The organism is Pseudomonas sp. MEJ086, from assembly GCF_030209025.1.
Classification (GTDB): domain Bacteria; phylum Pseudomonadota; class Gammaproteobacteria; order Pseudomonadales; family Pseudomonadaceae; genus Aquipseudomonas; species Aquipseudomonas fulva_A.
Genome location: NZ_JARVSV010000027.1, coordinates 1 through 24,971, shown reverse-complemented (window position 1 = coordinate 24,971; position 24,971 = coordinate 1). Strand labels below are relative to the sequence as shown.

Sequence of the window (24,971 nt, the reverse complement as noted above, 5' to 3'; positions counted from 1 at the left end):
GCCCAGTGCGCGAGACGGTAACAACGCCCCCCTGATCGAAAGCGAAGTCGTGACAATTGTTCACAAGTGTTCACTGAGCGGATGGCAAAGGCCTGCTGAGCGGCACCCCAGTGCAGATCCCGAGGCTTGGAAAAATCCCCATGCAGGCTCTCCACCTGCTCGAGCCACCGCGTTACGTGAGGGTAAGGGCAGAGGTCCTCACCACCTCCAGCACCAGCACCACGCAAGCGGGAGATCGCACAATCGGCAATCGGGGACCTCCAGATCGACTGCCGGCCGCCCAGACAACGATGATCAGCCCAGCAACCCCTTGAAGAAACGCGAGGCGTTTTCGTCGAGGGTGGCGATGTCGTAGCCGCCTTCCTGCACCACCACGCAAGGCAAGCCGAGGGCACGGATGCGACGACCCAGTTCCTCGAAGCCGGCATGGCTTACCGAGACCTTCGACTGCGGGTCGTTCTCGTAGATGTCGAAGCCAAGCGACAGCACCAGCACCTGCGGGGCGAAGTCGCGAAGGGCCCGCTCGGCCTGGCCGAGGTAGGCGAAGAAATCCGCCTCGGACGCGCCATGGGGCATCGGCAGGTTGAGGTTGTAGCCTTCGCCTCGGCCGCTGCCTGTTTCGTCATCGAAGCCTGCCACCACCGGGTAGAAGTTGGTCGGGTCGCCGTGGATGGAGATGTATTGCACCTCGTCACGCTCGTAGAAGATCTCCTGGATACCCTGGCCGTGGTGCATGTCGGTATCGAGGATGGTCACCCTGTCGAAACGAGCCCTGAGCACTTCGGCGGCGATGGCGGCGTTGTTGAGGAAGCAGAAGCCCCCGGCTCCTTCGGCACGGGCATGGTGGCCCGGCGGCCGGCACAGGGCGTAGGCCTGGGGTTCGCCATCGCGCACCGCCGCAGCGGCAGCGACTGCCGCCTGCGCCGACCAGTAGGCGGCCTGCCAGGTATGCTCACCGATAGGGCAACTGCCGTCGGCCAGGTAGCGTGCGGTCTTGCCAAGGATGCCGCGCAGCGGATTGTTCTCGCGGATGAAGATGTTCGACATCACCTCGTCGCCCCAGTCTTCGTCCACTTCGTGCCACTGCGTGTAGGCGTCTCGCAGGTACTCCAGATAAGCGGTGCTGTGCACGGCACTCAGCGGCGCGAGGCCGTGATCCTCGGGTTCGATCAGCGCGAAGCCCAGCTGGCGCGCCATGGCCAGCAGCGGGTCGATACGCGCCGGCACTTCCTGGGGCTCGCGCATCTGCCCGCGGGACAGGTAGGAGCGTGGATGATGCAGACGTTGGTGTGGATGGAAGAAAGTCTTCATGGCGATTCTCGTCAAAAGCGTTGGTCTCGCGGTGCCGGCGGCCAGCGCCGAGGCTGACGGCCAGCAGCGCCTGTCATTTCAGTAGCCCAGTTCAGCGTCGACCTGATTGTTCAAAGGCAGGCCCGCATTCAGGCGTTCGAGGTTGTCGGCGATCTGGCTGGCGATGCAGGCATCGGAGGCGGCCGAGGCCATGTGCGGCGTCACCCACACACCCGGTGCTTGCCACAGTGGCGACGACCTGTGCAGTGGCTCCTCGGCGAACACATCCAACAGCGCGCCGCGCAGTTGACCGCTGGCCAGCGCTTCGAGCAGATGGCTCTCTTCGACGTGCTCGCCGCGGCCGCAGTTGATCAGTGCAGCCCCTTCGGCCATACGTGCGAACACCACGTGGTCGAGCAGACCGCGGGTCGCGGGGGTCAGCGGGAGCAGATTGACCAGCAGGTCGAGGCCGTCGAGAAACTCGGGCAGCGACGCATCACCGGCGAAGGTGGCGACGGCTGGGAGCTCGCGCGCGGTGCGAGCCCAGCCGCGAACGGTGTAGCCAGCCTGCGCCAGCCGCGAGGCCACCGGCGTACCGATGGAGCCCAGGCCCATGACGCCAACCTTGAAGTCACGCGCGGTACGTTGCACCGGCCGCAGCCACTTCTGGCTCTGGCGACCATTGAGCACCTGGTCGAAGCCGCGGTGAAAATGCAGCACGCCCCAATGCACGTATTCGGCCATGCCCTGGCTATGGTCCGGGTCCACCACGCGGCAGACGGGAATCGAACCTGGCCGCGAAGGGTCATGCTCCAGATGATCCACGCCGGAACCGATCGAATGGATCAGCCGCAGCGCCGGCAGCCTGCCCAGGCTTCCGGCTGCGGGATACCAGCACACCGCGACCTCGGCCTGCTCGGCGCCCTCCTCGCCTGGGCGCAACACCTGCAGATGCGGGGCATTTCGGGTGAACAGACCGGCCAGCCAGTCTTCCAGTTTCGGCTCTCTGCAGAGCAATACGATGCGCGCCATGAGCCTAGCTGCACCAATCGTTGCGCTGGTCATCGATCAGGCTCAGGGCGGCCTGCCAGGCCAGGTCGATGATGCCTTCGATGCCATCGCGGGAGAACTGCGCCGCGGTATGCCGACAGACCTCCTCGCTGGGGATGTTCAGCGCCACGCCTGCCGCCATCGCCTGAATCTGCGCCTGGCAGGCGCGCTCGAGAAAATAGATCTCGTGGAAGGCATGCGCCACGCTCTGACCACCGGCCAGCAAGCCGTGGTTACGCAGGATCATCGCGTTATGCGTACCCAGGTCCGCCACCAGACGAGCCCGTTCTTCCAACGACAACGCGATGCCTTCATAGGTGTGGTACGCCAGGTTGCCGTAGAACTTCAGGGCGTGCTGAGTGAGCGGCAACAGGCCGTCACGCTGAGCGGCCACGGCCATTCCGGCGGCGGTGTGAGTGTGCACGATGCACTGCATGTCCGGCCGTGCAGCGTGGATCGCCGAATGGATGACAAAGCCGGCCGCGTTGACCCGGCCCTGGCCGTCCAGACGATCCACGACATTGCCGTGCAGGTCGATCAATACCAGGTCGCTGGCGCGCATCTTCTCGAAGGCAACGCCGTAGCGGTTGATCAAAAAGTGATGCTCGGGGCCTGGCACGCGCAGGGTGATGTGCGTGTCGATCAGGTCGGTCATGCGGTAGTAGGCGACCAGCCGGTACAGCGCGGCCAGGTCGCAACGGGCCTGCCATTCGACCTCGGTGAGGGTATCGGGTTTGCTCATGGGGTAACGGCCTCAGGGTTGGACAGGCTGACGGTTTGCCGCTCGCTGGCGCGCAGGTGGGCCAGGCCGATGACGCCAACCAGCGACATCAGCGCCAGGACGCTGAAGAACAGCGCCAGCGGCCACCACTGCCCGGCGTACTGGCCGGCCAGGTAGGTGCCGATCAGCGGCGTCAAACCACCGGTCAGGCCACTGCCTAGCTGATAGGCGATGGAAATGCCCGAGTAGCGCACCTGCGCTGAAAAGGCCTCGGCCATGTAGCCGGCGATCGCCGAATACAGCGCCGCCAGCAGCAATACGGCCAGGGCGATGCCTGCCGTCATGTAGATCAGGTTGCCGGTCTGCACCAGCAGGAACATCGGGTACGGCACCAGCATGCACAGCCCCGCCACCCACTTGAGGAAGCGCCCTTCACCGAAGCGCTCGGCGAGCAGCGCCGAGCACGGCTGAGAGAGAAACTGCAGGATGGTCACCAGGAACAGACAGTCGAGAATGGTCGACTTGGATATGCCCTGGTACTGCGTCACGTAGGTGATCATGAAGGTGTTGGTGAAGAAGAACCCACCGGAACCGATGGTCACCGCCAAGGCGGCGAACAGAATCTGCCGCCAGCTATGGCGGATGACATCCTTGACCGGGCTCTTGGAGGTCTGCTTCTGCTCCTTGACCTTGGCGAACTCCGGCGACTCGGGAACACCGAAGCGGATGAACAGACCCACCATCATCAGCACGCCACTCAGCAGGAACGGCACGCGCCAGCCCCAGCTCATCAGCGCCTCCTGATCCATCTCGCTGATCGCGCGAAAGGCGATCAGCGCCAGCAGCAGGCCAGCCGGGCTACCCAGTTGCGCGAAGGAAGCGAAGAACACCTTGCGGCCCTTGGGCGCGTGTTCGCTGGCCATCAGCACCGCGCCGCCCCACTCGCCGCCCACCGAAATACCCTGCAGGAAGCGCAGCGCGACCAGACCGATCGGGCCCCAGATACCGGCCTGGGCGTAGGTTGGCAGCAAGCCGATGCAGGTGGTCGCCACGCCCATCAGCACCATGGTGAACAGCAGCATCTTCTTGCGCCCAAGACGATCCCCGAGATGACCGAATACCACCCCGGCGAACGGCCGCGCGATGAAACCGACAGCGAAGGTGGCGAAGGCCGCCATGGTGCTCAACACCGCGTTATCGCTGGGGAAGAACAGCTGCCCCAGCACCAGCGCGGCGGCGAAGGCATAGATATAGAAATCGTAGAACTCGATCGTGGTGCCAATGAAGGCGGCCGCCGCGGCACGGCGCGGCGTGGAGGTGGGTGTAGTCATCGCAAGCTCCCGGATTCGTTTTTATAGGCAGGAGAAAAAGCACATCCCAGGTACGGGATCGGTCGCACTCTGGCGGTGCATTGCTAGATCATGCCCCCACCCCTATGCTAAGCAAAGCTTCTAATATCAATACTCAAGTATAAGCACAGCGGATAATCGAACGCCCATGAACCCCGGCCACCGCAACCCCGAGGCCCGTCGTTTCCTCAACGACCGGCTGGACTGGAACCTGTTGCGCACCTTCCTGGTGATCGGCCAGGAAGGTAGCATCAGCCGCGCCGCAGCCCGCCTGCACCTGAGCCAGCCGGCCGTCAGCCAGGCCCTCAAACGCCTCGAGGAACAGCTGGAAAGCGCCCTGGTGATTCGCAGCGGCCCACGCATCGCGCTGTCCAAGGCCGGCGAAGAAGTCATGCAGATCGCCGCCGAACTCTACGGCACCGTCTCGCGCCTCGGCCCGGCGCTGGATGCCCCGGAGGAAACCGTCGCCGGCAAGATCCGCATGCTGATGATCAGCCGCATCCAGTCGAGCTTCTACGACGACTTCCTGGCCAATTTCCATGTCGACTACCCCAGGGTCGAGTTCGAATTCGACGTGCTGCGCAGCTCCGACGTGGTGAGCGCGCTGCTGCAGAAAACCGCCTCCTTCGGCCTGAGCCTGTGCCGAACGCCGCAGCCGCGCCTGGAACAACGCGTGATGCTCAAGCAGCGCTATGCGTTCTTCTGCGGCAGGCGCCACCCCCTGTTCGGGCGCAAGAACCTGAAACTCGGCGACCTGCAAAGCGAGAACTTCGTCAGCTTCACCAGCGACCAGATCGGCGGCAACCTCTCGCCACTGACCATCTTCAGGGACCAGCAGGGCTTCACCGGCCGCATCGTGGCCTCCTCGCCCAGCCTCGACGAAATACGCCGCCTGGTCGCCGCCGGCTATGGCATCGGCTGCCTGCCGGAACATATCGTCGCCAGGGACGTGCAAGCCGGCGAAGTCTGGCGCCTGCCGCCTGCCGAAGGGGTGATCGACGTGGACGTCTACCTGCTCTGGAACCGCGACCAGAAACGCACCCACGCCGAAGCGATCTTTCTCGAGCGCTTCGAGCAGGCATTGCGGGCGACGGAGTTGCAGGATCGGTTTTGAAAAGTCAGCTCGGAACAGCCGCTGCGCTGCAGCCGTTCAGGATCGTGGCGCTTCATGGAGAGGGAGCGAGTAGACCGACGATTTTCAGCGTCGTCCTGCACACGAGCCTCATGCGTGATGGGGCTGGTCCAGCCTGTCCCCCTGCTCCCGTGCCTGCCTGATGTCTCTCGAGGGTGGCGCCCCGAAACGCCGTGCATACTCGCGGCTGAATTGCGCGACGCTTTCGTAGCCGACCCTCAGCGCAGCGGTGTTCACATCGACCCTGTCGGTCAACATCAGGCTGCGCGCGGCTTGCAGCCGTAGAGATTTTTGATACTGAACCGGGCTGGTGCCTGTCAGCTTGCGAAAGTTGTGATGCAGCGTAGAGCTGGCCATTCCCGATCGCTCGGCGAGATCGGCCACGTGCAGCGGTTTGTCGTAGTGATGTTTAAGCCATTCAATGGCTCTGACGATGCCCTTGTCTCGATAACCGTCGCGAGTGACGCTGCGCAACCACTGCCCCGCGCCACTGAGCAGCAGCCGAACGCAGATCTCGCGCTTGACGAGATCCGACATCAAGCCGGCCTCGAGCGGCCGCTCGGTCAGTGTGCAGAGTCGCGAGAAGGCGTCGAGCATCTCACCCGACGCTGCGCCCGATGCAAACCCCCGCGCCTCGGAAGCCGCCTCCTGCCGTGGTGCCTCCAGGGTCTGGATTACCTCATTGAGCATGGAAAGATCGAGCTTCAACACAACGGACAGATAAGGTGTTCGCTCGCTGGCTGCAGTTACCCGAGCCAACGTCGGTATGTCCACCGAGGTAACGAAAAACACCCCCTGACTGAACTCACAGGCCTCCTCACCGAACGTGATCTCCTTCGCGCCCTGCAGGATGATGGCCACGCAGGGCTCGTAAATGCAGTAAGTGGGCGTACCGAGTTCGGCCATTCGATAAAAGGTCAGGCCTGGAATCGATGTCGTGCAAACCTCGTTCAAGCCAATCTGCCGGGTGACTTTATCGATAAGCCCCCGCAGTGCCTGGACGCGTTCGTTGGGCTGAGCGGAATCGCTCGAGGTAGGGGAATGCACGTGCCCGAAACCGAACTGCGAGAAGGAACCGCTCGTCATCACATGCGCCCCTGTTAACGGATTGTTCGAGTCTGCTGAGAGTGCGTGGCCAGCACAAGCATATCGGCAGGATTGTGCAAAAGATGAGGCGCATTAGGGTCACCCGAGCACCCCTCGTTGCTCTAATTTCTAGCACCAATACCGGCTTCGATAAATCCGTGGACACTCAGTCGCGAAAGGAAATTTGGATGGACAGACGAGATTTTCTTACCTATTCGGCGGCTGGCGCCGTTGCGGCTGCTCTGCTGCCGGCCTCGAGCGTCGCGAGCTCGGCGGTTCCAGCAACCGTGCCCACCTCCCTGACCGAGCGCGGAAGCGTGATGCGCACGCAGGGGCAGCTCGTGCGTGCTGACCTGCCCGTCAATTCGCCTTCGCACACGATGAGATACATGACGTCTCAGCGCTTTGGTATGGGCGGGACGCAGATCGGCAATATCTTCGCGCCGATCAGCGACGAGCAGGCGGACGCAGTTCTGCAGGCGGCCTGGGGCGCTGGCGTCAGGCTCTACGATACCTCGCCCTTCTACGGGTTTGGCTTGAGCGAATACCGCCTGGGCCGCTTTCTGCGTGGCAAGTCGCCAGACGACTACGTGGTGTCCACCAAGGTCGGTCGCGTGCTCACGGCGGCGGGTGGTCAGCGGGCGGATCATGCCATCTGGAAGTCGCCCGCGCCGTTCAACTACCGCTACGACTACACCGCAGCAGGTACACGACGCTCCGTGGAGGACAGCTTGCAGCGCTTGGGGTTGCCCCGTATCGACATCGTCTTCATTCATGACGTGTCACCCGATAACACCGAGCTGGAGGGCGGCTGGGAAGCGGCGTATCGAATCGCCCGCACGGGCGCGATGGTCGAGCTTGAAAAGATGCGTGACGAGGGCCTCATCAAGGCATGGGGCTTCGGCGTCAATACACCCAACGCCGTGGTACAGGCAATGACCAGCGATGACCCGACACCGGACATCGTATTGCTTGCCTGCCAGTATTCACTCCTGGACCACGGCGATGCACTGCGAAACACCTTTCCGGCATTGCAAAGCAAAGGCACCAGCGTCATGGTGGGAACACCGCTGAATGATGGGTTTCTGGGCGGTCGCAGCCGCTACAACTTCAGCCAGGATCTGCCTGCCGGGGCGGTGGAAAAACGCGCGCGGATCATGGCGGTTGCCAGCCGACATGGCATTGATATCCATACCGCCGCCCTACAGTTCGCAGCGGCGCACCCGCAAGTGTCCGCGATCATTCCCGGTGCACGCTCGCCGGGGCAGATAGTTTCCAATGTCCAGGCGATGAAGGTCGGTATTCCCGCAGCCTTCTGGGACGAGCTGAAGAGCCAGAGCTTGATCGATGCTCAAGCACCGGTAACGTCCTGATTGGCGTTATTGGCGAGCTGCTGGCGTCACGCATTCGAAGACGCTCATCAGAGAGGCATCGCGAGCGAATCGACGCGTTGTCATCTGCTGGGCACCGTGCGAAGGAGATGCGAGCGGAACCACACCTGAAAGTGCCCGCCATCGCCAACCAGGTGAATTGGAGGGCATTTCGAGGATCGACGCAAAGCGGTAATCCGCGGGAGGCACGGTCGCGGCACGACCTACTTACTGGCTATCGGAGATCTTCTGAGCGAAGTTCACATCGAAGTAATCTCGCCACGCAATGATCTGATCGCCTGCAAGCTCAACTATGCCCATCACCTTCGCGGCCATCAGCGCACTCGAACCGCCGGCCCGCAAAAGCCAGACATCACACGCAGCACCTCTCGGACCACCGCTGCAAGCAGTGATGTGCCGGGAGCGGCCAGCCTTGCGCTATGCCAATCGACTGAGTCGACTCGAGGTGGGCAGCCGGCTCGAGGACCGGCGCCCACATGCAGCCATGGCGCGACGTGCACCAGTGTGCCGATGGTCAGAAGAAGTACCTGACCGACGCACCCAACGTTGTAGAAGGCTGCGGGACGATCACCAATCCACTGGTGGTGCCATAGGCGACTTCGGTGCCGTAACGGTGGGGCTGGAAAGTCCCGTACACGCTGAACTGGTAGTCGCTGTAGTCATAGGACGCGCGCAGGTCATACCGGGTATAGACGGGCATTTCCTTCTTCTCGCTCCCCACGTAGTAAGGGATGCCGGTGAGGTGGTACGCATCGGCATTGAGCGTCAACTGCCCCGCCATGAAAGCATCTCGATACTGAACCCCCGCCTTGTAGGTGTGTTCAGGCACCACGAGCCGGTCACCGGTGCCACTGGGTGGGTTGTCTATCACCGCATCGATGATCCGGCCATAACTCGCGTAGGTGCTGACTGTGGAGGTGGCCTGGTAGTTGAAGCTGGTTTCCACGCCTTTGCGCGTGGTGTCGCTGACCTGCTCGAAGACTCCCGGCGAGGTTTGCAAGGTCTCGCTGTCGTTCTGAATGTAATAGAACTCGGTGGTGCTGGAGAAACGCTCGGTCGGACGCACGGTGAAGCCGATGTCATAGGACGTCACCTTGCTGGGTCGCACGCTGCCATTGATTCGGCCACCCGTGTCGCTGGGCGGCAGAGCGCCGCTGCTGCCGGAGCTGATGTACTCCGCAGCTGGCGAGCGGAAGCCCTGCGAAGCATTGGTGAACACTTCGAACTGCTCGGTCGGCGTCCACACCAGCCCCAGCTTCGGTGTGGTCACCGAACTGTGATAACCGGTATCGGCGTTGCGGAACTTGAGGTTTTCGATGTCGTAATCGAAGCGGTCATAGCGAATACCGCCTAACACCTTCAGGGAATCGAGCGGCTTGTACTGTCCTTGGGCAAACACGCCGTAAGTGATCAGATCCTGATCGAAGTCGAAGTAGAAATTGGGGGTGGGCTCGAAGTTGCGGTACTGCTGACGGTAGGCATCACCCTTGTCTCGGCGCACGTCGGCGCCGACCATCAGCGATGCCGAGTCTTCGTAGACGAAGTTGTAGGCCAGGCGACCACCGTAGATGTCACGATCATCCTTGCCGTAATTGTGGGTGTTGGTGCCATTGGAAATGCCGCGCACACGCTTGAAATCCTCGAAGTACGCCGTGTAGTAAAGCCCCTCTTCTCCCTCAGCAGGTGCGCGATTGAAGACGTAGGTGTTTCGGTTGGCGTTGCCGAACCCATACAGGTTATCGGTATCACGGCGGCTGATCGTTCCGGCCTTGAGCGCGGGTAAATTGAGGTAGCCATCGTTCTTGAAATCCGACTCGTAGTGGCTGAAGCGCGCCGAATACTTCGCATCGCCAAAGACCTTGGAAAGCTTCCAGAAGTAGTTGTCGCGGTTGGTCTCAGCGGCCTTGCGATAACCATTGGTCTTGTAGATATCCGCCACGAACAACGATTGGAAACCTTCATGCTCGCCGCCCAGCACCAGGTTGGTTCGGCGACCATCGAAGCTGGCGATGTCCACACCAATGCTCGACGCCACGTCCCCCCCATCGAGCGTTTCGATATTCACCGCACCTGCACGGTTCTGGTCGCCATACAGCGCCGATACCGGGCCCTTGATAACATCGACGCGCTTGATCATCTGAGGTGTCAGCCATTCGAGGAAAACCGGGCCGTGACCGGCACCACCCTGGCTGGACGGAATGTTCTGCGGTACGCCGTCGACGTACACCGCCACGTCGGCGCCATGGGTACCGTTGGTGGTGAAGCCGCGCATACGGAAGCCATTGCCGGTGTCGCCCTGGTCGATGTTGTTGGCTACCACCCCCGGCACACGGCGGTAGATGTTGGAGATATCGCGGTCGACATTGAGCGTGCGAATGTCCTCATCCGTGATCGTGGTGACCGCAGCCGGAAGGCTTTGCGATGCGTTGCTTACCCTGCCACGCGCCAGTGGTCTGGCACGATCCAGATTACCGCCCTCCCCTACGACTTCGATTGCACCTAGCTCGGTGACCCCATCGGCTTCACCTTCCGCTGCAACCGATGCGCACGACACCACGCAGACCAGTGCTGCACCACTAAAAACCCAAACGTTGCTGCGATTCGCAGATGCGTACATGAAGCAGAATTCCCTGATTGTGTATGGCCATGACATAAGCTAAAAACGTTATACCATAACATTTAATATTCCTTTCACAGGGTCTGCGCCCCAGGCGTCGGCATCCTGACGAATGGCCACGTTTTCACGCTAAAAACCTCTGGTTCGCTCTGTCCACGGCCCCGCGACCAGTGGAGCCGCTCGGCCAGGCCCTCCAGCGCAACGCATAACGCCACCCGACCCATTTCCCATCCTGCAGGTCTCAACCTCATACAGAAACCTTCACGGAGCGGCTGATGAGTGCATTCGATTGGCAGCGCATGCTGCTGGGTGATTTCCCCTATCTGTTTCTGGGGGAAGTGGCCTTCCGCGCGCTGTTCGCTTTCGTGGTGGTTTTTCTGTTCTTGAAGGTCAGTGGCCGGCGCGGCATTCGGCAGCTTTCGCTGTTCGAGCTGGTGGTGATCCTGACGCTGGGCTCGGCCGCGGGCGACGTGTCGTTCTACGACGACGTGCCCCTGCTGCCGGTGGCGATGGTCTTCGTCACCTTGCTGCTGCTCTACCGCGTCACCGTGTTGGTGATGAGCCATAGCGAGCGGTTCTCGGACTGGATGGAAGGCAAACCGGTAACGATCATCCAGGGCGGGCTGTACGAGCTCAACAGCCTGGATCACCTGAACATATCCCCCGAAGAGTTTTTCATGGAGCTTCGCCAGCAAGGCGTCGAGCACCTCGGCCAGGTTCGCCTTGGCATTCTGGAGACCGACGGCGATGTCAGCCTGTATTTCTACCCACCCGAGGCCATCAAGCCAGGACTGTCGGTGCTGCCACCCGAGCACCGCCCCGAGTACGAGCAGGTGCCGCGTGATGACGTCTATGCCTGTGTCCGCTGCGGCCATGCGCAACGCATCGAAAACCAGCAGCAGGCAACCTGCCCGCGCTGCGAGCACCGCATCTGGTCCCTCGCGCTGCGCCATCAACGCTTGCGCTGATCAACACCCTCGAGGGCCCTGCTCATGCAAAGGAAAGCGAGCGCACTGGTGAGGCCGCAAGGTTGCCATCGCCAAACCTGCGAGCTAGAGTGCGCCGGTCACGGTCTATCCCGCGACCGGGCGTCAGAACCCGAGAAATCAGGAACGCACTAGCGCTATAGCCTAGTGGGCATGTACATGCTCGCTTGCGTCTTTATGGCAGGCCGTGCGGGGCAGGCTTCGGCCTGGCCGGTTCCCCTGGTTTCCGGTTTCTGACCCCCGTACGGTCTGCCACCCAAATCGAGTCAGAACGATCGGTGGCAGCTCCTTAAGCAAACCAGGGAGCATAAGGAAAATGCGCCATCCAGCTTTTACGCCAGGGCACCACCCTACCTGCACACTGACACCCTTCGCCTCCAGCCAGGAGGTGCGCCATGGCTGAACCACGCAGCCCGGTCGTTCGTTTCCCCAGACGGCAAAGCCCCATTCCGAAAACCTGCCCACCACCCCCTCGCGATACCCAGGGTGACGCCGAACTGCGTGCCAGCTTGCTGGCCGACATATTCGACGAACTGATCCGCAAGAAAGGCGAACACCCCGAAGGCCTGCTAGTGCACGCCGCAGCGCTATTCGCAAAGGACCTGCTCGAAGAAATGGTGGTGCTCTATCGCCAGGCGCTGTGCGAGGCGCAGGGAGGCAGTGGGCATGTTTAGAGGCAATGTCGCGCCCCTCCCCATCCACGGTAATCGCCACGGCATTCGGACCATGCCCCACTTCCGTCGGCGAATACGTTTGTACGGTTCGGCTAGGTCATCGTGCTAAAGCCCCGAAACCTTCACCAACAGGCATCACAGTCATCACCGGCGGTTATGTCAGTGGCCCTATCGTCAGCAGGGAGGTTTAGGCGGACGTAGTATCAACTAGCTGCATACCTTGTTCTGTATAGCGTTCACCCTGAACAGGGTGCCTTTCGAGAATGCTGCCGATTTCCAGCATCTCTGCTTCGCTGAGATGTACCTGGGTCGCCCCTACGTTCTCCTGCAAACGATGCAGTTTAGTCGTTCCAGGAATAGGCACAATCGACGGTTGCTGAGCGAGAAGCCATGCCAGTGCCACTTGAGCGGGTGTTGCCTTCTTTCGCTGCGCAATGACGCTAATTGCTTCAGCGATCTGTTGATTGGCAAGACGTGCATCACCCTGAAAACGTGGCAGCGTATTGCGGATGTCGCCACTTCCAAATTGAGTCTCCGCGGTGATCTTCGCGCTGAGAAATCCTTTGCCCAAAGGGCTGAAAGGTACGAATCCTATTCCCAGCTCAATTAGCGTCGGAAGGATCACTGCCTCTGGGTCTCTGGTGAACATGGAGTACTCGCTTTGGAGTGCTGCCACAGGTTGCACCGCGTGCGCACGGCGGATCGTCGCGCTCCCGGCTTCGGATAGCCCGAAATGGCCAACCTTGCCCTCTTCGATCAGGTCTCTGACTGCGCCAGCCACCTCTTCGATTGGAACCTGCGGATCAACCCTGTGTTGGTAGAACAGATCAATACGATCTGTCCGAAGACGCTTCAGCGATTGCTCGGCGACTAGACGGATGCGTTCAGGGCGGCTGTCCAGCTCACCGGTAGCAGCATTGCCATCCTTCCAGCCGAACTTGGTTGCCAACACGACCTTGTCACGAAATGGAGCAACGGCTTTTCCGAGCCACTCCTCGTTTTCCGCGCCATAGGCTTCTGCAGTATCAAAGAACGTGACGCCAAGATCATGCGCCGAACGAATGAGCTTGATGGAGTCATTCTTCGCGGTCGCAGGGCCGTATCCAAAGGTCAGGCCCATGCAACCCAAGCCGATTTCCGAGACGTCGAGTTTGTCGATACCTAGAGCTCGCTTTTTCATAATCTGTCTCTATTACTAGTTACAACAGTCGCTTTAGGCGATCAGTACACCCCGGTCTGATCCCAGAACTCACAGTGGTGCGTGTCTGCGAAGCGGCCGGATACCACCTTGGCAGTAGGCAGTGCAAAGGTCATGACGTTGTCCTGCCTGGGATCGAAGCGTGGCCAGTCGCTCTGCTTGCCAGCAAGCGCAGCGACGTTTGAGAAGTGAGCGACCATCTGGTCGGAGAGCTTCTCCTGCAAGGGATTGAGCTTGACCTGCACGTCACCGCCACCGCGAAAACCGGGGAATAGGTAAGGCAGCTCGTAGGTATGGGCTGCAAGCATCGGGAACGAGGTAGGCCCGACATATGACGGCGCGGTTCGATCACCAAACTCATAGGCGTATACGGGGATCTTGTCTGCCAGAACTCGACTCATCTCAAGGCCGGTGCAAGCGAACATGCTGTCAGTGGCAGCTGCGGCGAACGCCTCACTTGGGCTGTCATAATTTTCGAAGGGATACTCGAGCATGACCTTTGGTGCCAGCGCCTTCCCATACATGCGCTCGACCTCTACGGGGTAGTCCGCCTCCTTCATAACCTTGCCGGTCATCAGCTCTGGCAGTGCGACGAAAAATCGCCCCTCATCGCGGGTGCTCCCGTTGACCAACGTGGCACGGTTGATTTTCCCTGTACGGTAGGCATCGGATGGATGCATCGGCAGCGACTTCCCATCAACGATGAATTCGTTGAGCGCGAATGGAGCCTGAATGTCGAGGATTCGCTTGCTCGGTAACGCGCGCAGGCAATTGGCTCCACCGGTGTCGCAACCGGCCTCTTTCGCAAAGGCTGCGCCGACTTCTCGCGCAACCGCCAACGGCCGCGGGGCACCGAACGCCGGATGCCGGGTCATTACACCGCCGCCGCTCATCGCAATCGCGTGTTGAAACAGCCCGGCCGACTGCGGGGAGGCCATATGCACCATTACGCTATTGCCGCCAGATGACTCACCAGCAATCGTTACGTTGGAAGGATCTCCGCCAAAGGCTGCAATATTGCTTTGCACCCACTGCAGGGCAGCTTGCTGATCCATCAGACCGTAATTGCCGAAGTCATGCCCTTCACTATCGAGTGCAGGGTGTGCGAGGAAGCCGAATACACCCAAGCGGTAGTTGAGCGTTACCACCACCGCGTTACCCTGCTTGGCAAGTTTGCTCGGGTCGTAATCGCCGCCTTGGCCGACTTGAAGAGCACCGCCATGTATCCAAACGAAAACAGGCAGTTTCTGGCCATCGTTGCTGGTATTCGCATCTCGATAGACGTTGAGATAAAGGCAATCCTCACTTCCACCCGCTTTGGCGAAAACGCCCAAGTCCGCATTCTGCACGCAGCTGCTTGCCAATGCGTTAGCCTTGATGGGAGCCGTCCAGTGTTTGACAGGCTGCGGCGGCTGCCAGCGCAAATCCGCCACCGGTGGCTCGGCATATGGAATCCCTTGCCAGGACTCGATGCCCCCGGCTGCTGTTCCAATGATGGGGCCAGATGTTAAGTCGATAGCAAGACGCTCATCGGCTTGACTTGGAAGAGTGGCGCAAAGCCCTCCGACAAGCGCGAAGGTGGCCAAAAGGCAACGCCGCGAAATCAGGTTATGCATGTGAATCCTTGAGTATTTAAGGTATCGCCAGGTCGGGATCCAAGTACGATGGCGCTGGATTCACCGCCACAGCTGATAGAGGCCCAACCGTGGTTCGTACCAAGGTTGGGCCTTAACCGCTCGTTCTAATGAAGATTCGCGGCGAGATAGCAACCGCGGATCAACCCGCGGAATTATCTAGCGTTGCTGCTATGGCATCGCGAGTACGCTGCCCGTTGTCGGCGCCTACGCGCTCGGTCAATACCTGCGCCGCCTGACTCAGCTGACCTGTGGTAAGGCCAACATTCCGGCTGATGCGGATGTGGGATTGAAGCTGGGACTCCACGCCAGGAAGTGCAGATAAAAAGCTGACGGTTGCCAGTTCGCGGCTTTGCCAGTCCAGGTTGTCCCGCTCGAAGATGTCACCAAACAGGTGGGTCTTCAGGTAGGTATCAGCGGCAGGCGCAAACTCGAACAATGCCCCTTCTACCCGCTGGCCTACCAACTTGGTCTGGTTTGCAGTACCGGCTTCCAGCAACGCGTCACCGGTGGGGATCTCGCGACTTGGCTCACGCCCCGGGTTGTCCTTAATGCCACGCTCTTTGCGTGACTCCACAACCTCCATCAGCTTGCCCAACGCATTCAGACTGCGGGGAAATCCAGCGTAGGCGTATGACTGCACCAGTACTTCTTTGATATCGCTAACCGAGAGCCCATCGTCCAGCCCCTGGTTTAACGCTTCTTCCAACTTAGGGATGTTGCCTGCTGCCGCGAAGGCCGCGATGGGAATGATCGCCTGCTGCTGGGCGGAAAGTGTCTCGGAAGTGGATTGCGTGCTGCTTCGGGCGCGATCCGAGTTTGTTGCGGGAGCGGCTTGGCTGACGGCCGTGGCCAGGCTTAACAAGCCGCCAACAGCCAGCATGCAGATGCTGCTGCACTTAGTGAGCGTGGTATTGGTCATCGCTGACTTTCTCCATCCATTCGACATTTTTTCCATCCGCCTGCACACCGGTAACAGCCAAATGCGTCATGGCCGTTTTCGGTGAGGCTCCATGCCAGTGCTTCACGCCTGGTGGGCAATACACGACATCACCCGGGCGAATCTCCTGGATCGGCTTACCCCACTCCTGAGTGAGTCCGACACCCGAGACCACTGACAAACGCTGGCCAACGGGATGGGTATGCCAGGCAGAGCGAGATCCAGGCTCGAACGTCACCAGCGCTCCCGACACATTGATGCCGCCCTCGGCCGGCCAGATCATGTCGATACGAACCGGGCCGGTGAAATACTCCGCAGGCCCAACGATCGATGCTTCGCTGCCGGCTCTGACTATCTGCTGGCTCGAATCGCTTGCAGGTTCTTCACCCGCAGCGTTCGACGCGCCGACATGAAGCGCTGCAGCGCATAAGGCAAATCTTACTAAGGGGGTGGACATGACAACTCTCCTGTAAACATCGCCTAACCTGCTTGGAATGGGGCACCGTGATGCGTTCTGGTGCTTCGGCAAATGGCAGTCTGGCGGCGGCGGCAACCACTCCTAAAGAACCCTGGATACAACCTCTACCGCCAAGCGTAATGCTGCCTAATCACACTAGGGCTTAATGCACTTGCTGATAAGATGGTAAAAACGGAACGCACTAGTGCACTGAGCTCACCAATGGCAAAGCCCAATCTCAATGATTTGTTAGCGTTCGCGACTACGGCGCGGGAGCGGAGCTTCACAAGGGCAGCGGCGCAGCTGGGTATATCGCGCTCCGCCTTGAGCCACAAAATGCGCGCGCTGGAAGAACTGCTCGGCATGCAATTGCTGACACGCACCACGCGCAGCGTTTCGACCACTGAAGCGGGCGCGCGCTTATTGAGTGCTGTCGCGCCGAGAATCAGTGAGATTGAAGAGGAGCTCGCGAGCCTGACCGCTTTGCGCGAGAAGCCCGCCGGGATGGTGCGCATCACGGCAAATGACCATTCAATCCAAACCGTGCTGTGGCCCAGGCTGCTGCCGTTGCTGGAAGAATACCCGGACATCCAGATCGAGTTCAGCGCGGACTACGGCTTTACCGATATCGCGGCCCAACGTTTCAACGCCGGCGTCAGGCTTGGCGACAGCGTAGATAAAGACATGATCGCTACGCGCATCGCGCCGGACATGCGGATGGCAATAGGCGCGGCGCCTAAATACTTGGAGGGGAAACGTCCACCGGCCTCCCCCCATGAGCTGACCGAGTTCGATTGCATTAACCTGCGGCTGCCTACCTACGGCGGCCTCTATGCCTGGGAGTTTGAAAAAGATGGCAACGAGCTCAGTGTTCGCGTGGAAGGGCAGGTCATCTTCAATAACGCGTTTCTCATGATCAAAGCAGCTATTGATGGCCGGGGGCTGGTCTATGCGCCATTCGATATTCTGGAGCAGCATTTCAAGTCCGGGGAGCTAGAGCCGCTACTCGAAGACTGGTGCGCCACGTTCCCCGGCTACCACATTTACTACGCTAGCAGGCGACAGGTCTCGCCGGCACTCACTCTGGTAATCAACGCGCTGCGTTATCACCAAGCGCCGTGACTCGCGAATTAATCGCTCAAGCGCTGCATGTTGCTGCAACGATCACCTCTCAATCACAGCCTCGTGTTAGCACCAATGTCCTTCTGCAGCCGCTAATTTTCGTGGTATCGCAGGGCTGCGACAAGAAGCTGGAAAGCAGCTGTATTCTGCCTCCGGCTCGGGTAGTAGAGATGATACCCAGCAAATGATGGGCACCACTGCTGCAGAATCGGTAGCAGACTCCCCGCCTTGATCTGCGCCTCAACTTGCGATCTCAACAAGCAAGCCAAACCGAGCCCTGACATGGCGGCTTGAATTATCAACTCAGGCCTGTTCAACGACAGCTGGCCGGATACTCTGACCTTCAGCGGCTGACCGTCCCGCGCGAACTCCCACATTGATGCGCCGCCCAAGGTGGGCAGGCGACGATTGATGCATCGGTGGGACGAAAGCTCGAAAGGAGTTTCGGGCTTGGGGCATGTGGAGAAATAAGAAGGCGCACCCACCACCACCAACTGCTCCGGTGGGCCAATCGGAACGGCAACCATGTCCTTGTCCAGGTTGGCGCCAAGGCGAATACCGGCGTCGTAGCGCTCCGCGACTATGTCGACAAAACCATTGTCCACATCGAGCTCGATGTTGAGATCGGGGTAATCAGAAAGCAGCGTGTGTACAGCAGGCCAGACAATGGTCTCTGCAGCATGATCCGCGGAGGTGATCCTCACCGTACCTGCCGGCTGGTCAGCAGCCCCCGTCAACGCACCCAGTTGCCGATGTATATCCTCCAGCGCCGGACCAAGCGTTTCCAGCAGACGAGCGCCAGCTTCAGTGGGTGCAACACTGCGAGTGGTTCGGCTTAGCAGGCGGATGCCGAGTCTACCTTCGAGGCGACGGATTTTATGACTCAACGCGGACTGAGACGTCCCGAGGCGCCCAGCGGCCCGGGTAAAACTGTTCAATTGCGCCACCGCCACGAAGGCAGCCAGGCTGCCAAGTTCGTCCTGCATGATTAATGACTCCCCGTCATACCCCACCACTCAAACCGCGAGTCATCCACGGCCAGAACCGAAGAACGGATGATAGCTCCCAGCAAAAATTTATGACTTACCGTCATAAGTCCAAGTGTGTTCAAGCGGCTAATCACAGCGGCTCATGCGGGTTAGAGTCTTTGCTCACTATGTGCCAATGCCATGGCCTGCGGAGGATCGATCACGATGATGAGACGCTTTCTAAAATCACCCATTACGCTCCTCGCATCAGTCACCGTAATGGCGGGAGCTGCGGGAGCTCAGGACGGAACAAGAAACCCCGCTTCCGACGCGTTCATACTGATTCCCGAGAGCCCCTCCTCCGCTTATGTCGACGCCACGGCAACTCATGTTCCCATCGCCCCCAGTCTTCACGCTACCGACTCGGTATTTATCGACGTCGACAATGACGGGCATTTGGACGTGGTGGTTTCCGTCGAGTACGGGGTTAACAGGCTTTATTTGAACGATGGCACCGGGCGACTGACTTACGTGCCCGATGCCTTTGGGACAGAGCCTCATGACAACGAGCATGTGAGAGCTGCCGACTTCGACGGCGACGGCAATATGGATGTGGTTTTCGTCGCTGAATCCGATGAGGTACACCAACTGTTTCTGGGTGATGGCAAAGGTGGTTTTATAGATGCCAGCGAGCGTCTCCCGGCACATAGCCAAGGTAATGGATTGGCAGTCGGCGACGTAAACGGCGACGGATTGCCTGATATCGTGGTGGGCAGTACAGGCGAAACGGGGCACACGCCAGATGCGCAGATCATTCCGGCTAGCAACCTGCTCTTCCTCAACGATCCGAAGCGCCCAGGGCACTTCATCGACGCCACGAAAACACACCTCCCCGATAGCAATGATCAGACGGAAAGCATTGCACTTGCCGATATGACCGGCGACGGCCATCTGGACATGGTGATCGCGAGCCCGGCCCATCCAAACCGATTGCTGATCAACGATGGACAAGGCCGGTTCACCGACGCATCTGATCGGCTTGATCTGCAAGTGCCGATGGAAACCCGCGAAGTGCAGGTTTTCGATGCGAACGGAGATGGCCTCAATGACATTCTGTTCTTCAACATCACGAGCAATAACTTCGGCTGGGACAAAGATCCTCAGACACGGCTTCTGATCAATGACGGTAAAGGCCGCTTCATTGACGAAACCGCCGAACGCCTGCCAGCGCACCGCTTCTCGAGCTGGGCGGGCAAGATAGTCGACTTCAACAACGACGGTGCCCCGGATATTCTCGCCGGCGCGATTCAGGTACCTGGGTTCGTGCCGCTGCAGTTGAGGGCTTGGCAGAATGATGGCAAGGGCTTCTTCAAGGATGTCACGCTTGACGCGGTACCTGGCATTACCGTTGGCCGAAGCTGGAGCATGGGCTCTGGCGACCTCGATGGCGACGGCAAGACCGACATCTTCATTGGCGGCTGGGGCACACAAGCCAGGCTGCTGCTTACCGATAAACAAGGCTATCAAGACGCCCTGCCCGCGCAGCAAAGATTGACGCCAGCTCGTAGCAAAGACCGCAACTAGAGCATGTGACTTTATCCTGTTACGTGCGCATCGCATCGCACGTCCGTGGCAGAACCTGTCCAAGCTCAGAAGTCGTCAGGCGCTCATGACCGTCGACCTGGAATGCCGTGGCATTGAGCTCGGCGCCAAGACCTTGATGTAGTCCAGTTAACGAACTTCATCAATAATTTCTGGAATTTCACTGTGCGAACCCAAGCCCAGCGCGACGAAATTCCCCGAAAATATCGCTCCTGTTATAGCAGCGCCTGCTTGCACATCCGACCATACGGCAAAGCCAAACTTCTTGAGTTCGAAGACCTCTCGGGAATTAGTTTTTGCCCGTTCTCTATCAGCAAGAGAGCTTGGATATTTTGCCTCATCACGCAAATAGGCCTCACTGCAAGCATTGAGCTTGGTCGCCTCAAGCTCTTATCTTTGCAGCCGACTAACTACTCAGAGTATGACTGACTCTGCATGCACTGACCTCAGATGAAAATAGTGCCGCGCAAGTACAGTGCACCGTGCCCACTGATTATCACCCTGCCGCTGTCCAGAACCTCACAGTGCAAACGGCCCTTGCGCGCCCCACCCTGTTCAGCACTCAGGCGGCGTTTGCCCAGGCGCCCGGCCCAATAGGGCGCCAGAGAAGTGTGAGCGGAGCCCGTGACCGGGTCTTCATTCACGCCCACCCTCGGCCCGAACCAGCGAGAGACAAAATCGAAGCGATGACTCGGCGCGGTGACCGCGATGCCACGCACGTCGAATTCGGTCAGAGCAACGAAGTCGGGATTCAAAGCGGCAACGATGGCTTCATTCTCGACAACGACCAGGTAATCATCTGTGCGATAAAGCGCATCGATTCGCTCCAGCCCCAGCGCTTGCAAAAGGCCGGGCGGAACAGCTGCGGCTTCGGGTTGTTTGGCCGGGAAGTCCATCGCCAAGCGCCCGCTGTCGCGGCGTACCCGTAATTCACCGCTGCGGGTGGAGAAGCGCACCGTATCACGGCTTTCACCAAGCTGCTCGAACAACACCCAGGCGGCTGCCAGGGTGGCGTGGCCACACAGGTCGACTTCCACCGCAGGCGTAAACCAACGTAGCTCGAACACCTCACCGCTACGAACGAAGTAGGCCGTCTCGGACAGGTTGTTCTCTGCGGCGATTCGTTGCAGTGCTTCATCAGGCAGCCAGGCCTGAAGCGGACAAACTGCCGCAGGATTGCCACCGAACGCCTCGGAAGAAAACGCATCCACCTGGAAAATATCGAGCTGCATTCTGATCGATCCGGTTCTTGTCTCTGAGTCTGTGGGCGTTGCCACTTCGAAGCGCCACTCACCCTGTTGGTTGACCGCACCCGCCGAAACGAGCCTCGACTACTCGCGGCTGCCGTTTCGAACCCTATCCAGCATGGCCTTATACCTGCCCAAGGCCACCATCGACAGGTAGATCGATTCCAGTCACGAAAGAGCTGTCACCGCTGGCCAGAAACAACGCAACGGTTGCGGCCTCTTCCACCCGCCCTACCCTGCCCATGGGCATCGCCTCGAGTAGCGTCGGCAGTGCTTGCTCAATGGCCTCGGCTGGAACGCCAAGCTTACCGAAAATAGGCGTTTCGACCAGGCCGGGGCTGATCGAGTTGACGCGGATCTTGCGGTGCTTGAGATCGGTCGTCCAGCTTCGGGCAAACGAACGGGTCGCCGCTTTCGTGGCGGCGTACACCGAATGAAGCGGGCTGCCCTTCTTATGTGCCACCGAGGCGTTGAGGATCACCGATGCACCCTCGCTGAGTAGCGGCAGCGCCTTTTGTACGGAGAAGAAAAGCCCACGGACATTGGCGTTGAACTGCCTGTCGAAGTCTTCCGGGGTGACCGCTTCGAATGGCGCGAGATTGTTCACGCCCGCATTGGCGAACAGCACGTCGACCCTGCCAAAGCGCTTGCCAACTTCGGCATACAGCGCATCGAGCGCAGCCAGATCGGAAACGTCCGCAACGATGGCCACGGCACGCTCACCGATCTCAACCGCGGCCGCCTCAAGGGCGGCTTTGCTGCGGCCAACGATGACAACCTGTGCCCCCTCCTCCGCGAACAGCTTCGCGGAGGCCAGACCGATGCCGCTTCCGCCACCGGTGATCACCGCGACTTTACCCGTCAGTTTTGCCATGTTGCATGCTCCATGTAATGAGAAAAGCGCGATAAACGCGCAGCACCGACGCGTCGATACCCGCCTTGCTGCGCGCTATTGAAAGCTTGGGAAGCTCGGTCTCAGCGTTCGTTGGTGATGACGACCTTGCCGAACAGATTGCGCTTGCCGAAATGCTCGAACGCGGCCTTGCCGTCGTCGAAGCTGAAGCGGCTGTCTATCACCGGGCGGATACGGTTCTGCGCCACGGCCGCGATCACATCCTGCAGATCCTGGCGGTTGCCCGTCACGATCGTCTGGAACCGCGCGAAGGTGAGGAACATCTCGAGGTAACTGGGCATCTCGCCCTGGGCCAGCACACCGACCATCGATACCTGGCCGCTGAGCGCGACCGCCTTGAGCGACTGAGCGAAAGTGCCGGGGCCACCGACCTCGACGACGCGATCAACACCACGCCCATCGGTAAGCGCTTTCGCCTGCTCGCCCCAGTTGGGGTTTTCGGCGTAATTGATGACATGGTCGGCACCCAATGCCAGTAGCCGCTGCGCCTTCTCAGCCGAAGAGGTCGTCGCGATCACTTTGGCGCCACGCGCCTTGGCGAATTGCAGCGCAAATAGTGATACGCCACCGGAGCCCTGGGTCAGCACGCTGTGCTGCGGCCCGACACCGGCAACGGCGTTCCAACCGGTGACGGCAGCACATGGCAGTGTCGCTGCATCTTCGAAACTGATCGAATCGGGAATAGCGACCAACTCGTTCTGGTCGACAGCGCGATATTCGGCCATCCAGCCATCGAGCTGCGTGCCATATTGCGGTGTGAACTCGCGAAACGACCCTGAATGCCAGCCAGGCATGAAGTTGTTCACCACCCGGTCGCCGACCGCGAAGCGGGTTACACCCGTACCGACTGCCTCGACGATCCCGGCTGCATCAGACAACTGCACACGCCCTTCTTCGAGAGGGAACGGCGACTGACCGCTGATGATCGAGAGGTCGCGGAAGTTGAGCGAGGTTGCCTTGATATTTATCAGCACTTCTCCAGGGCCGGGCTGCGGCGTGGGCTCCTCACATAAAGCCAGGCCATTGATCGAGCCGATTTTCTGCAAACGATAGATCTTCATACGTATCCCCATGTTGGTGGGAAAAGTATCTCGGAGCTTGACCGGATCATCCATTACATGGAGTCTTTAATTCATAACCTATCGTCCGAGATCGTCATGCATCCATTCGACTCCGTGCTCAGCGCCATGCAGCTCGAAAGCTCGCTCTTCGTCCGGCTACACGCCCAGGCGCCATGGGCGATCTCGTTCGACAGCGGAGCTCAGGCGCGTCTTGTCGTCGTCGCGAAGGGCAACTGCTGGTTTACCCATATCGGTCACCCGCCGGTCGTGGTTCAGCAAGGCGATTGCCTCATCATCAAGCAGGGAGTCATGGGCATATTGGGCGATGCACCGGAGCGCGTCGCCGTGCCCTGCTGGCAGATCGCTGACCACGTGACAGGCCAGAAAGTCTCGTTCGGTGGGGATGGTGAAGCGTGTGAGTTCTTTTCGACCTTGTTCACTTTTGACCACGCTGCCGGCGAGCCGCTATCGGCACTCTTGCCTGACGTAGTACATATCGCGATGCCGGAGTCAGACGCCGGGCGGATGGTGTCCATACTCGAACAGATCGGCACCGAGGAAGCGCAGGCCTCGCTCGGGGGCTCCTACGTTGTCGGTCGGCTGCTCGACGTTCTGTTCATCCAGGCAATCCGCACCTGGGCCAGCTCTGAGGGCAATATGCACGAGGGTTGGCTAGCCGGGCTGACCCATCGCCAACTGGCACAGACCCTGAACCGCATCCACGCCGATCTGGCGCACCGCTGGACGCTGGAGCAACTCGCCCGCGACGCCGGAATGTCACGCTCCAGTTTCGCCGCCCTGTTCAAGTCGGTTGTCGGCGTGCCGCCGCTGAGCTATATCGCAACGTGGCGTATCTATCGGGCCAAGCTCATTCTTGCAGCAGGCCATTCCATCGCGGTCGCTGCCGAAAAGACGGGATACGGCACCGATATCGCGCTCAGCCGTGCCTTCAAGGCAGCGACTGGTGTAGCGCCCGGACAATGGCGCCACGACCATCGAACCTCCGCAAGAAACTCGCGCCCTGACCAATCGGCAACTCCTACCTGAATCGAATCGCCTATTCAACCTAGCGCGGCCTGCTGATCCGGTCTGGGCGCCCTCGCATCCGCAATAGAGCGCTTGTTCGACCGTGCGCAAGCCAACCTGCCAGGTAGTCGTTCCTACTGGTCACCAAAGCCGTCGCTTCCGCCAGGTATTCAAAAGTGCTTGGCGCGTGGCAAATCGCTCCCCCTGAAGTCACGGCTGGTAATGTGGACAGCAACCGTGCGAGCGCCTAGATGCTCAGGCAGAGGTACTTGATTTCCAGGTAGTCCTCGATGCCGTACTTGGAGCCTTCACGACCCAGGCCCGAGGCCTTGATGCCGCCGAACGGCGCCACTTCGTTGGAGATCAGCCCGGTGTTGATGCCGACCATACCGTATTCCAAGGCCTCGGCCACACGGAACACGCGGCTTAGGTCACGGGCGTAGAAGTAGGAGGCCAGACCGAACTCGGTGTCGTTGGCCATGGCGATCACTTCGGCTTCGTCCTTGA

General features: G+C 60.0%; 23 protein-coding genes. 7 read left to right on the top strand and 16 right to left on the bottom strand.

The annotated features are described in order from the left end of the window. Nucleotides 1-294 precede the first annotated feature (294 nt). The 4 genes from QRN22_RS18450 to QRN22_RS18435 all read right to left on the bottom strand — a co-directional run bounded on the left by QRN22_RS18450 (nucleotide 295) and on the right by QRN22_RS18435 (nucleotide 4,392). Nucleotides 295-1,311 carry a histone deacetylase family protein gene (locus QRN22_RS18450; RefSeq protein ID WP_042554555.1) on the bottom strand — a complete coding sequence of 339 codons (1,017 nt, stop codon included), beginning with the start codon at nucleotides 1,309-1,311 and terminating at the stop codon, nucleotides 295-297. Nucleotides 1,312-1,389: 78 nt separating this feature from the next. Further along, complete coding sequence (locus tag QRN22_RS18445; RefSeq protein ID WP_042554556.1) at nucleotides 1,390-2,322, bottom strand: 2-hydroxyacid dehydrogenase; 933 nt, start codon at nucleotides 2,320-2,322, stop codon at nucleotides 1,390-1,392. Nucleotides 2,323-2,326: 4 nt separating this feature from the next. Beyond that, complete coding sequence (locus tag QRN22_RS18440; protein ID WP_042554557.1) at nucleotides 2,327-3,082, bottom strand: class II aldolase/adducin family protein; 756 nt, start codon at nucleotides 3,080-3,082, stop codon at nucleotides 2,327-2,329. Then, nucleotides 3,079-4,392 (bottom strand): MFS transporter, encoded by a 1,314-nt coding sequence (locus QRN22_RS18435; RefSeq protein ID WP_042554558.1) that lies wholly within the window; start codon nucleotides 4,390-4,392, stop codon nucleotides 3,079-3,081. Before QRN22_RS18435 ends, QRN22_RS18440 begins: the two co-directional genes overlap by 4 nt. A 166-nt stretch (nucleotides 4,393-4,558) precedes the next feature. Between QRN22_RS18435 and QRN22_RS18430 the strand changes: the two genes are divergently transcribed. Next, nucleotides 4,559-5,524, top strand: coding sequence for a LysR family transcriptional regulator (locus QRN22_RS18430; RefSeq protein ID WP_042554559.1), 966 nt, complete (start codon nucleotides 4,559-4,561; stop codon nucleotides 5,522-5,524). Nucleotides 5,525-5,632: 108 nt separating this feature from the next. Here the strand turns inward: QRN22_RS18430 and QRN22_RS18425 are convergent, their stop codons facing one another. Then, nucleotides 5,633-6,628 (bottom strand): AraC family transcriptional regulator, encoded by a 996-nt coding sequence (locus tag QRN22_RS18425; RefSeq protein ID WP_042554560.1) that lies wholly within the window; start codon nucleotides 6,626-6,628, stop codon nucleotides 5,633-5,635. A 188-nt stretch (nucleotides 6,629-6,816) separates the two neighbouring features. Between QRN22_RS18425 and QRN22_RS18420 the strand changes: the two genes are divergently transcribed. After that, nucleotides 6,817-8,001 carry an aldo/keto reductase gene (locus QRN22_RS18420; protein ID WP_042554561.1) on the top strand — a complete coding sequence of 395 codons (1,185 nt, stop codon included), beginning with the start codon at nucleotides 6,817-6,819 and terminating at the stop codon, nucleotides 7,999-8,001. A gap of 532 nt (nucleotides 8,002-8,533) precedes the next feature. Here QRN22_RS18420 and QRN22_RS18410 read toward each other — a convergent pair. Then, the gene (locus QRN22_RS18410; RefSeq protein WP_052493813.1) at nucleotides 8,534-10,636 is read right to left on the bottom strand and encodes a TonB-dependent receptor; all 2,103 of its coding nucleotides are present in this window, start codon (nucleotides 10,634-10,636) and stop codon (nucleotides 8,534-8,536) included. Nucleotides 10,637-10,911: 275 nt separating this feature from the next. On the opposite strand from QRN22_RS18410, the gene QRN22_RS18405 reads away from it, so the two are divergent. Together QRN22_RS18405 and QRN22_RS18400 are read left to right on the top strand one after the other, a co-directional pair. Beyond that, on the top strand, nucleotides 10,912-11,604 hold the full coding sequence (locus tag QRN22_RS18405) for a DUF421 domain-containing protein (protein WP_042554562.1): 693 nt from the start codon (nucleotides 10,912-10,914) through the stop codon (nucleotides 11,602-11,604). Between the two features lie 413 nt (nucleotides 11,605-12,017). Continuing rightward, nucleotides 12,018-12,296 (top strand): hypothetical protein, encoded by a 279-nt coding sequence (locus QRN22_RS18400; RefSeq protein ID WP_042554563.1) that lies wholly within the window; start codon nucleotides 12,018-12,020, stop codon nucleotides 12,294-12,296. A 187-nt stretch (nucleotides 12,297-12,483) separates the two neighbouring features. On the opposite strand, the gene QRN22_RS18395 is transcribed toward QRN22_RS18400, so the two are convergent. From QRN22_RS18395 to QRN22_RS18380, 4 genes are all read right to left on the bottom strand, one after another. Then, nucleotides 12,484-13,476, bottom strand: coding sequence for an aldo/keto reductase (locus tag QRN22_RS18395; protein ID WP_042554564.1), 993 nt, complete (start codon nucleotides 13,474-13,476; stop codon nucleotides 12,484-12,486). 41 nt (nucleotides 13,477-13,517) lie between these two features. Further along, a complete protein-coding gene (locus QRN22_RS18390; RefSeq protein WP_042554565.1) occupies nucleotides 13,518-15,110 on the bottom strand; it encodes a carboxylesterase/lipase family protein in 1,593 nt (530 codons plus the stop codon). A 160-nt stretch (nucleotides 15,111-15,270) separates the two neighbouring features. Then, entirely contained in the window at nucleotides 15,271-16,050 is a 780-nt protein-coding gene (locus QRN22_RS18385) for a carboxymuconolactone decarboxylase family protein (protein ID WP_082045814.1), read from the bottom strand. Beyond that, nucleotides 16,028-16,525 carry a (R)-mandelonitrile lyase gene (locus QRN22_RS18380; protein WP_042554566.1) on the bottom strand — a complete coding sequence of 166 codons (498 nt, stop codon included), beginning with the start codon at nucleotides 16,523-16,525 and terminating at the stop codon, nucleotides 16,028-16,030. The genes QRN22_RS18385 and QRN22_RS18380 overlap by 23 nt, the downstream gene beginning before the upstream one ends. 222 nt (nucleotides 16,526-16,747) lie before the next feature. Between QRN22_RS18380 and QRN22_RS18375 the strand changes: the two genes are divergently transcribed. Further along, on the top strand, nucleotides 16,748-17,647 hold the full coding sequence (locus tag QRN22_RS18375; RefSeq protein WP_042554567.1) for a LysR family transcriptional regulator: 900 nt from the start codon (nucleotides 16,748-16,750) through the stop codon (nucleotides 17,645-17,647). A 92-nt stretch (nucleotides 17,648-17,739) separates the two neighbouring features. Here the strand turns inward: QRN22_RS18375 and QRN22_RS18370 are convergent, their stop codons facing one another. After that, nucleotides 17,740-18,636, bottom strand: a complete 897-nt coding sequence (locus tag QRN22_RS18370) for a LysR family transcriptional regulator (RefSeq protein ID WP_042554574.1) — start codon at nucleotides 18,634-18,636, stop codon at nucleotides 17,740-17,742. A gap of 204 nt (nucleotides 18,637-18,840) precedes the next feature. Here QRN22_RS18370 and QRN22_RS18365 point away from each other — a divergent pair, with 204 nt between their 5' ends. Then, entirely contained in the window at nucleotides 18,841-20,199 is a 1,359-nt protein-coding gene (locus QRN22_RS18365; protein WP_156152721.1) for an FG-GAP repeat domain-containing protein, read from the top strand. 147 nt (nucleotides 20,200-20,346) lie between these two features. Here QRN22_RS18365 and QRN22_RS18360 read toward each other — a convergent pair whose 3' ends face one another. The 4 genes from QRN22_RS18360 to QRN22_RS18345 form a co-directional block, all read right to left on the bottom strand. Beyond that, nucleotides 20,347-20,565: a hypothetical protein gene (locus QRN22_RS18360; RefSeq protein ID WP_156152722.1), complete on the bottom strand. Its 219-nt coding sequence runs from the start codon at nucleotides 20,563-20,565 to the stop codon at nucleotides 20,347-20,349. A gap of 98 nt (nucleotides 20,566-20,663) precedes the next feature. After that, a complete protein-coding gene (locus QRN22_RS18355) occupies nucleotides 20,664-21,449 on the bottom strand; it encodes a PhzF family phenazine biosynthesis protein (protein WP_042554568.1) in 786 nt (261 codons plus the stop codon). A 139-nt stretch (nucleotides 21,450-21,588) separates the two neighbouring features. After that, nucleotides 21,589-22,338: an SDR family oxidoreductase gene (locus tag QRN22_RS18350; protein WP_042554569.1), complete on the bottom strand. Its 750-nt coding sequence runs from the start codon at nucleotides 22,336-22,338 to the stop codon at nucleotides 21,589-21,591. A gap of 101 nt (nucleotides 22,339-22,439) precedes the next feature. Beyond that, nucleotides 22,440-23,438, bottom strand: coding sequence for a zinc-dependent alcohol dehydrogenase family protein (locus tag QRN22_RS18345; protein ID WP_042554570.1), 999 nt, complete (start codon nucleotides 23,436-23,438; stop codon nucleotides 22,440-22,442). Between the two features lie 96 nt (nucleotides 23,439-23,534). Here QRN22_RS18345 and QRN22_RS18340 point away from each other — a divergent pair, with 96 nt between their 5' ends. After that, the gene (locus tag QRN22_RS18340; RefSeq protein ID WP_042554576.1) at nucleotides 23,535-24,485 is read left to right on the top strand and encodes an AraC family transcriptional regulator; all 951 of its coding nucleotides are present in this window, start codon (nucleotides 23,535-23,537) and stop codon (nucleotides 24,483-24,485) included. 226 nt (nucleotides 24,486-24,711) lie between these two features. On the opposite strand, the gene QRN22_RS18335 is transcribed toward QRN22_RS18340, so the two are convergent. Continuing rightward, nucleotides 24,712-24,971: aldehyde dehydrogenase family protein (locus QRN22_RS18335; protein WP_285403624.1), on the bottom strand; the 260-nt coding region annotated here is incomplete at its 5' end.

Excerpts from the sequence above, each read along its gene's own strand:
- QRN22_RS18450 (WP_042554555.1), bottom strand. The coding sequence starts at position 1,311 with ATGAAGACTTTCTTCCATCCACACCAACGTCTGCATCATCCACGCTCC.
- QRN22_RS18445 (WP_042554556.1), bottom strand. The coding sequence starts at position 2,322 with ATGGCGCGCATCGTATTGCTCTGCAGAGAGCCGAAACTGGAAGACTGG.
- QRN22_RS18440 (WP_042554557.1), bottom strand. The coding sequence starts at position 3,082 with ATGAGCAAACCCGATACCCTCACCGAGGTCGAATGGCAGGCCCGTTGC.
- QRN22_RS18435 (WP_042554558.1), bottom strand. The coding sequence starts at position 4,392 with ATGACTACACCCACCTCCACGCCGCGCCGTGCCGCGGCGGCCGCCTTC.
- QRN22_RS18430 (WP_042554559.1), top strand. The coding sequence starts at position 4,559 with ATGAACCCCGGCCACCGCAACCCCGAGGCCCGTCGTTTCCTCAACGAC.
- QRN22_RS18425 (WP_042554560.1), bottom strand. The coding sequence starts at position 6,628 with ATGACGAGCGGTTCCTTCTCGCAGTTCGGTTTCGGGCACGTGCATTCC.
- QRN22_RS18420 (WP_042554561.1), top strand. The coding sequence starts at position 6,817 with ATGGACAGACGAGATTTTCTTACCTATTCGGCGGCTGGCGCCGTTGCG.
- QRN22_RS18410 (WP_052493813.1), bottom strand. The coding sequence starts at position 10,636 with ATGTACGCATCTGCGAATCGCAGCAACGTTTGGGTTTTTAGTGGTGCA.
- QRN22_RS18405 (WP_042554562.1), top strand. The coding sequence starts at position 10,912 with ATGAGTGCATTCGATTGGCAGCGCATGCTGCTGGGTGATTTCCCCTAT.
- QRN22_RS18400 (WP_042554563.1), top strand. The coding sequence starts at position 12,018 with ATGGCTGAACCACGCAGCCCGGTCGTTCGTTTCCCCAGACGGCAAAGC.
- QRN22_RS18395 (WP_042554564.1), bottom strand. The coding sequence starts at position 13,476 with ATGAAAAAGCGAGCTCTAGGTATCGACAAACTCGACGTCTCGGAAATC.
- QRN22_RS18390 (WP_042554565.1), bottom strand. The coding sequence starts at position 15,110 with ATGCATAACCTGATTTCGCGGCGTTGCCTTTTGGCCACCTTCGCGCTT.
- QRN22_RS18385 (WP_082045814.1), bottom strand. The coding sequence starts at position 16,050 with ATGACCAATACCACGCTCACTAAGTGCAGCAGCATCTGCATGCTGGCT.
- QRN22_RS18380 (WP_042554566.1), bottom strand. The coding sequence starts at position 16,525 with ATGTCCACCCCCTTAGTAAGATTTGCCTTATGCGCTGCAGCGCTTCAT.
- QRN22_RS18375 (WP_042554567.1), top strand. The coding sequence starts at position 16,748 with ATGGCAAAGCCCAATCTCAATGATTTGTTAGCGTTCGCGACTACGGCG.
- QRN22_RS18365 (WP_156152721.1), top strand. The coding sequence starts at position 18,841 with ATGATGAGACGCTTTCTAAAATCACCCATTACGCTCCTCGCATCAGTC.
- QRN22_RS18355 (WP_042554568.1), bottom strand. The coding sequence starts at position 21,449 with ATGCAGCTCGATATTTTCCAGGTGGATGCGTTTTCTTCCGAGGCGTTC.
- QRN22_RS18350 (WP_042554569.1), bottom strand. The coding sequence starts at position 22,338 with ATGGCAAAACTGACGGGTAAAGTCGCGGTGATCACCGGTGGCGGAAGC.
- QRN22_RS18345 (WP_042554570.1), bottom strand. The coding sequence starts at position 23,438 with ATGAAGATCTATCGTTTGCAGAAAATCGGCTCGATCAATGGCCTGGCT.
- QRN22_RS18340 (WP_042554576.1), top strand. The coding sequence starts at position 23,535 with ATGCATCCATTCGACTCCGTGCTCAGCGCCATGCAGCTCGAAAGCTCG.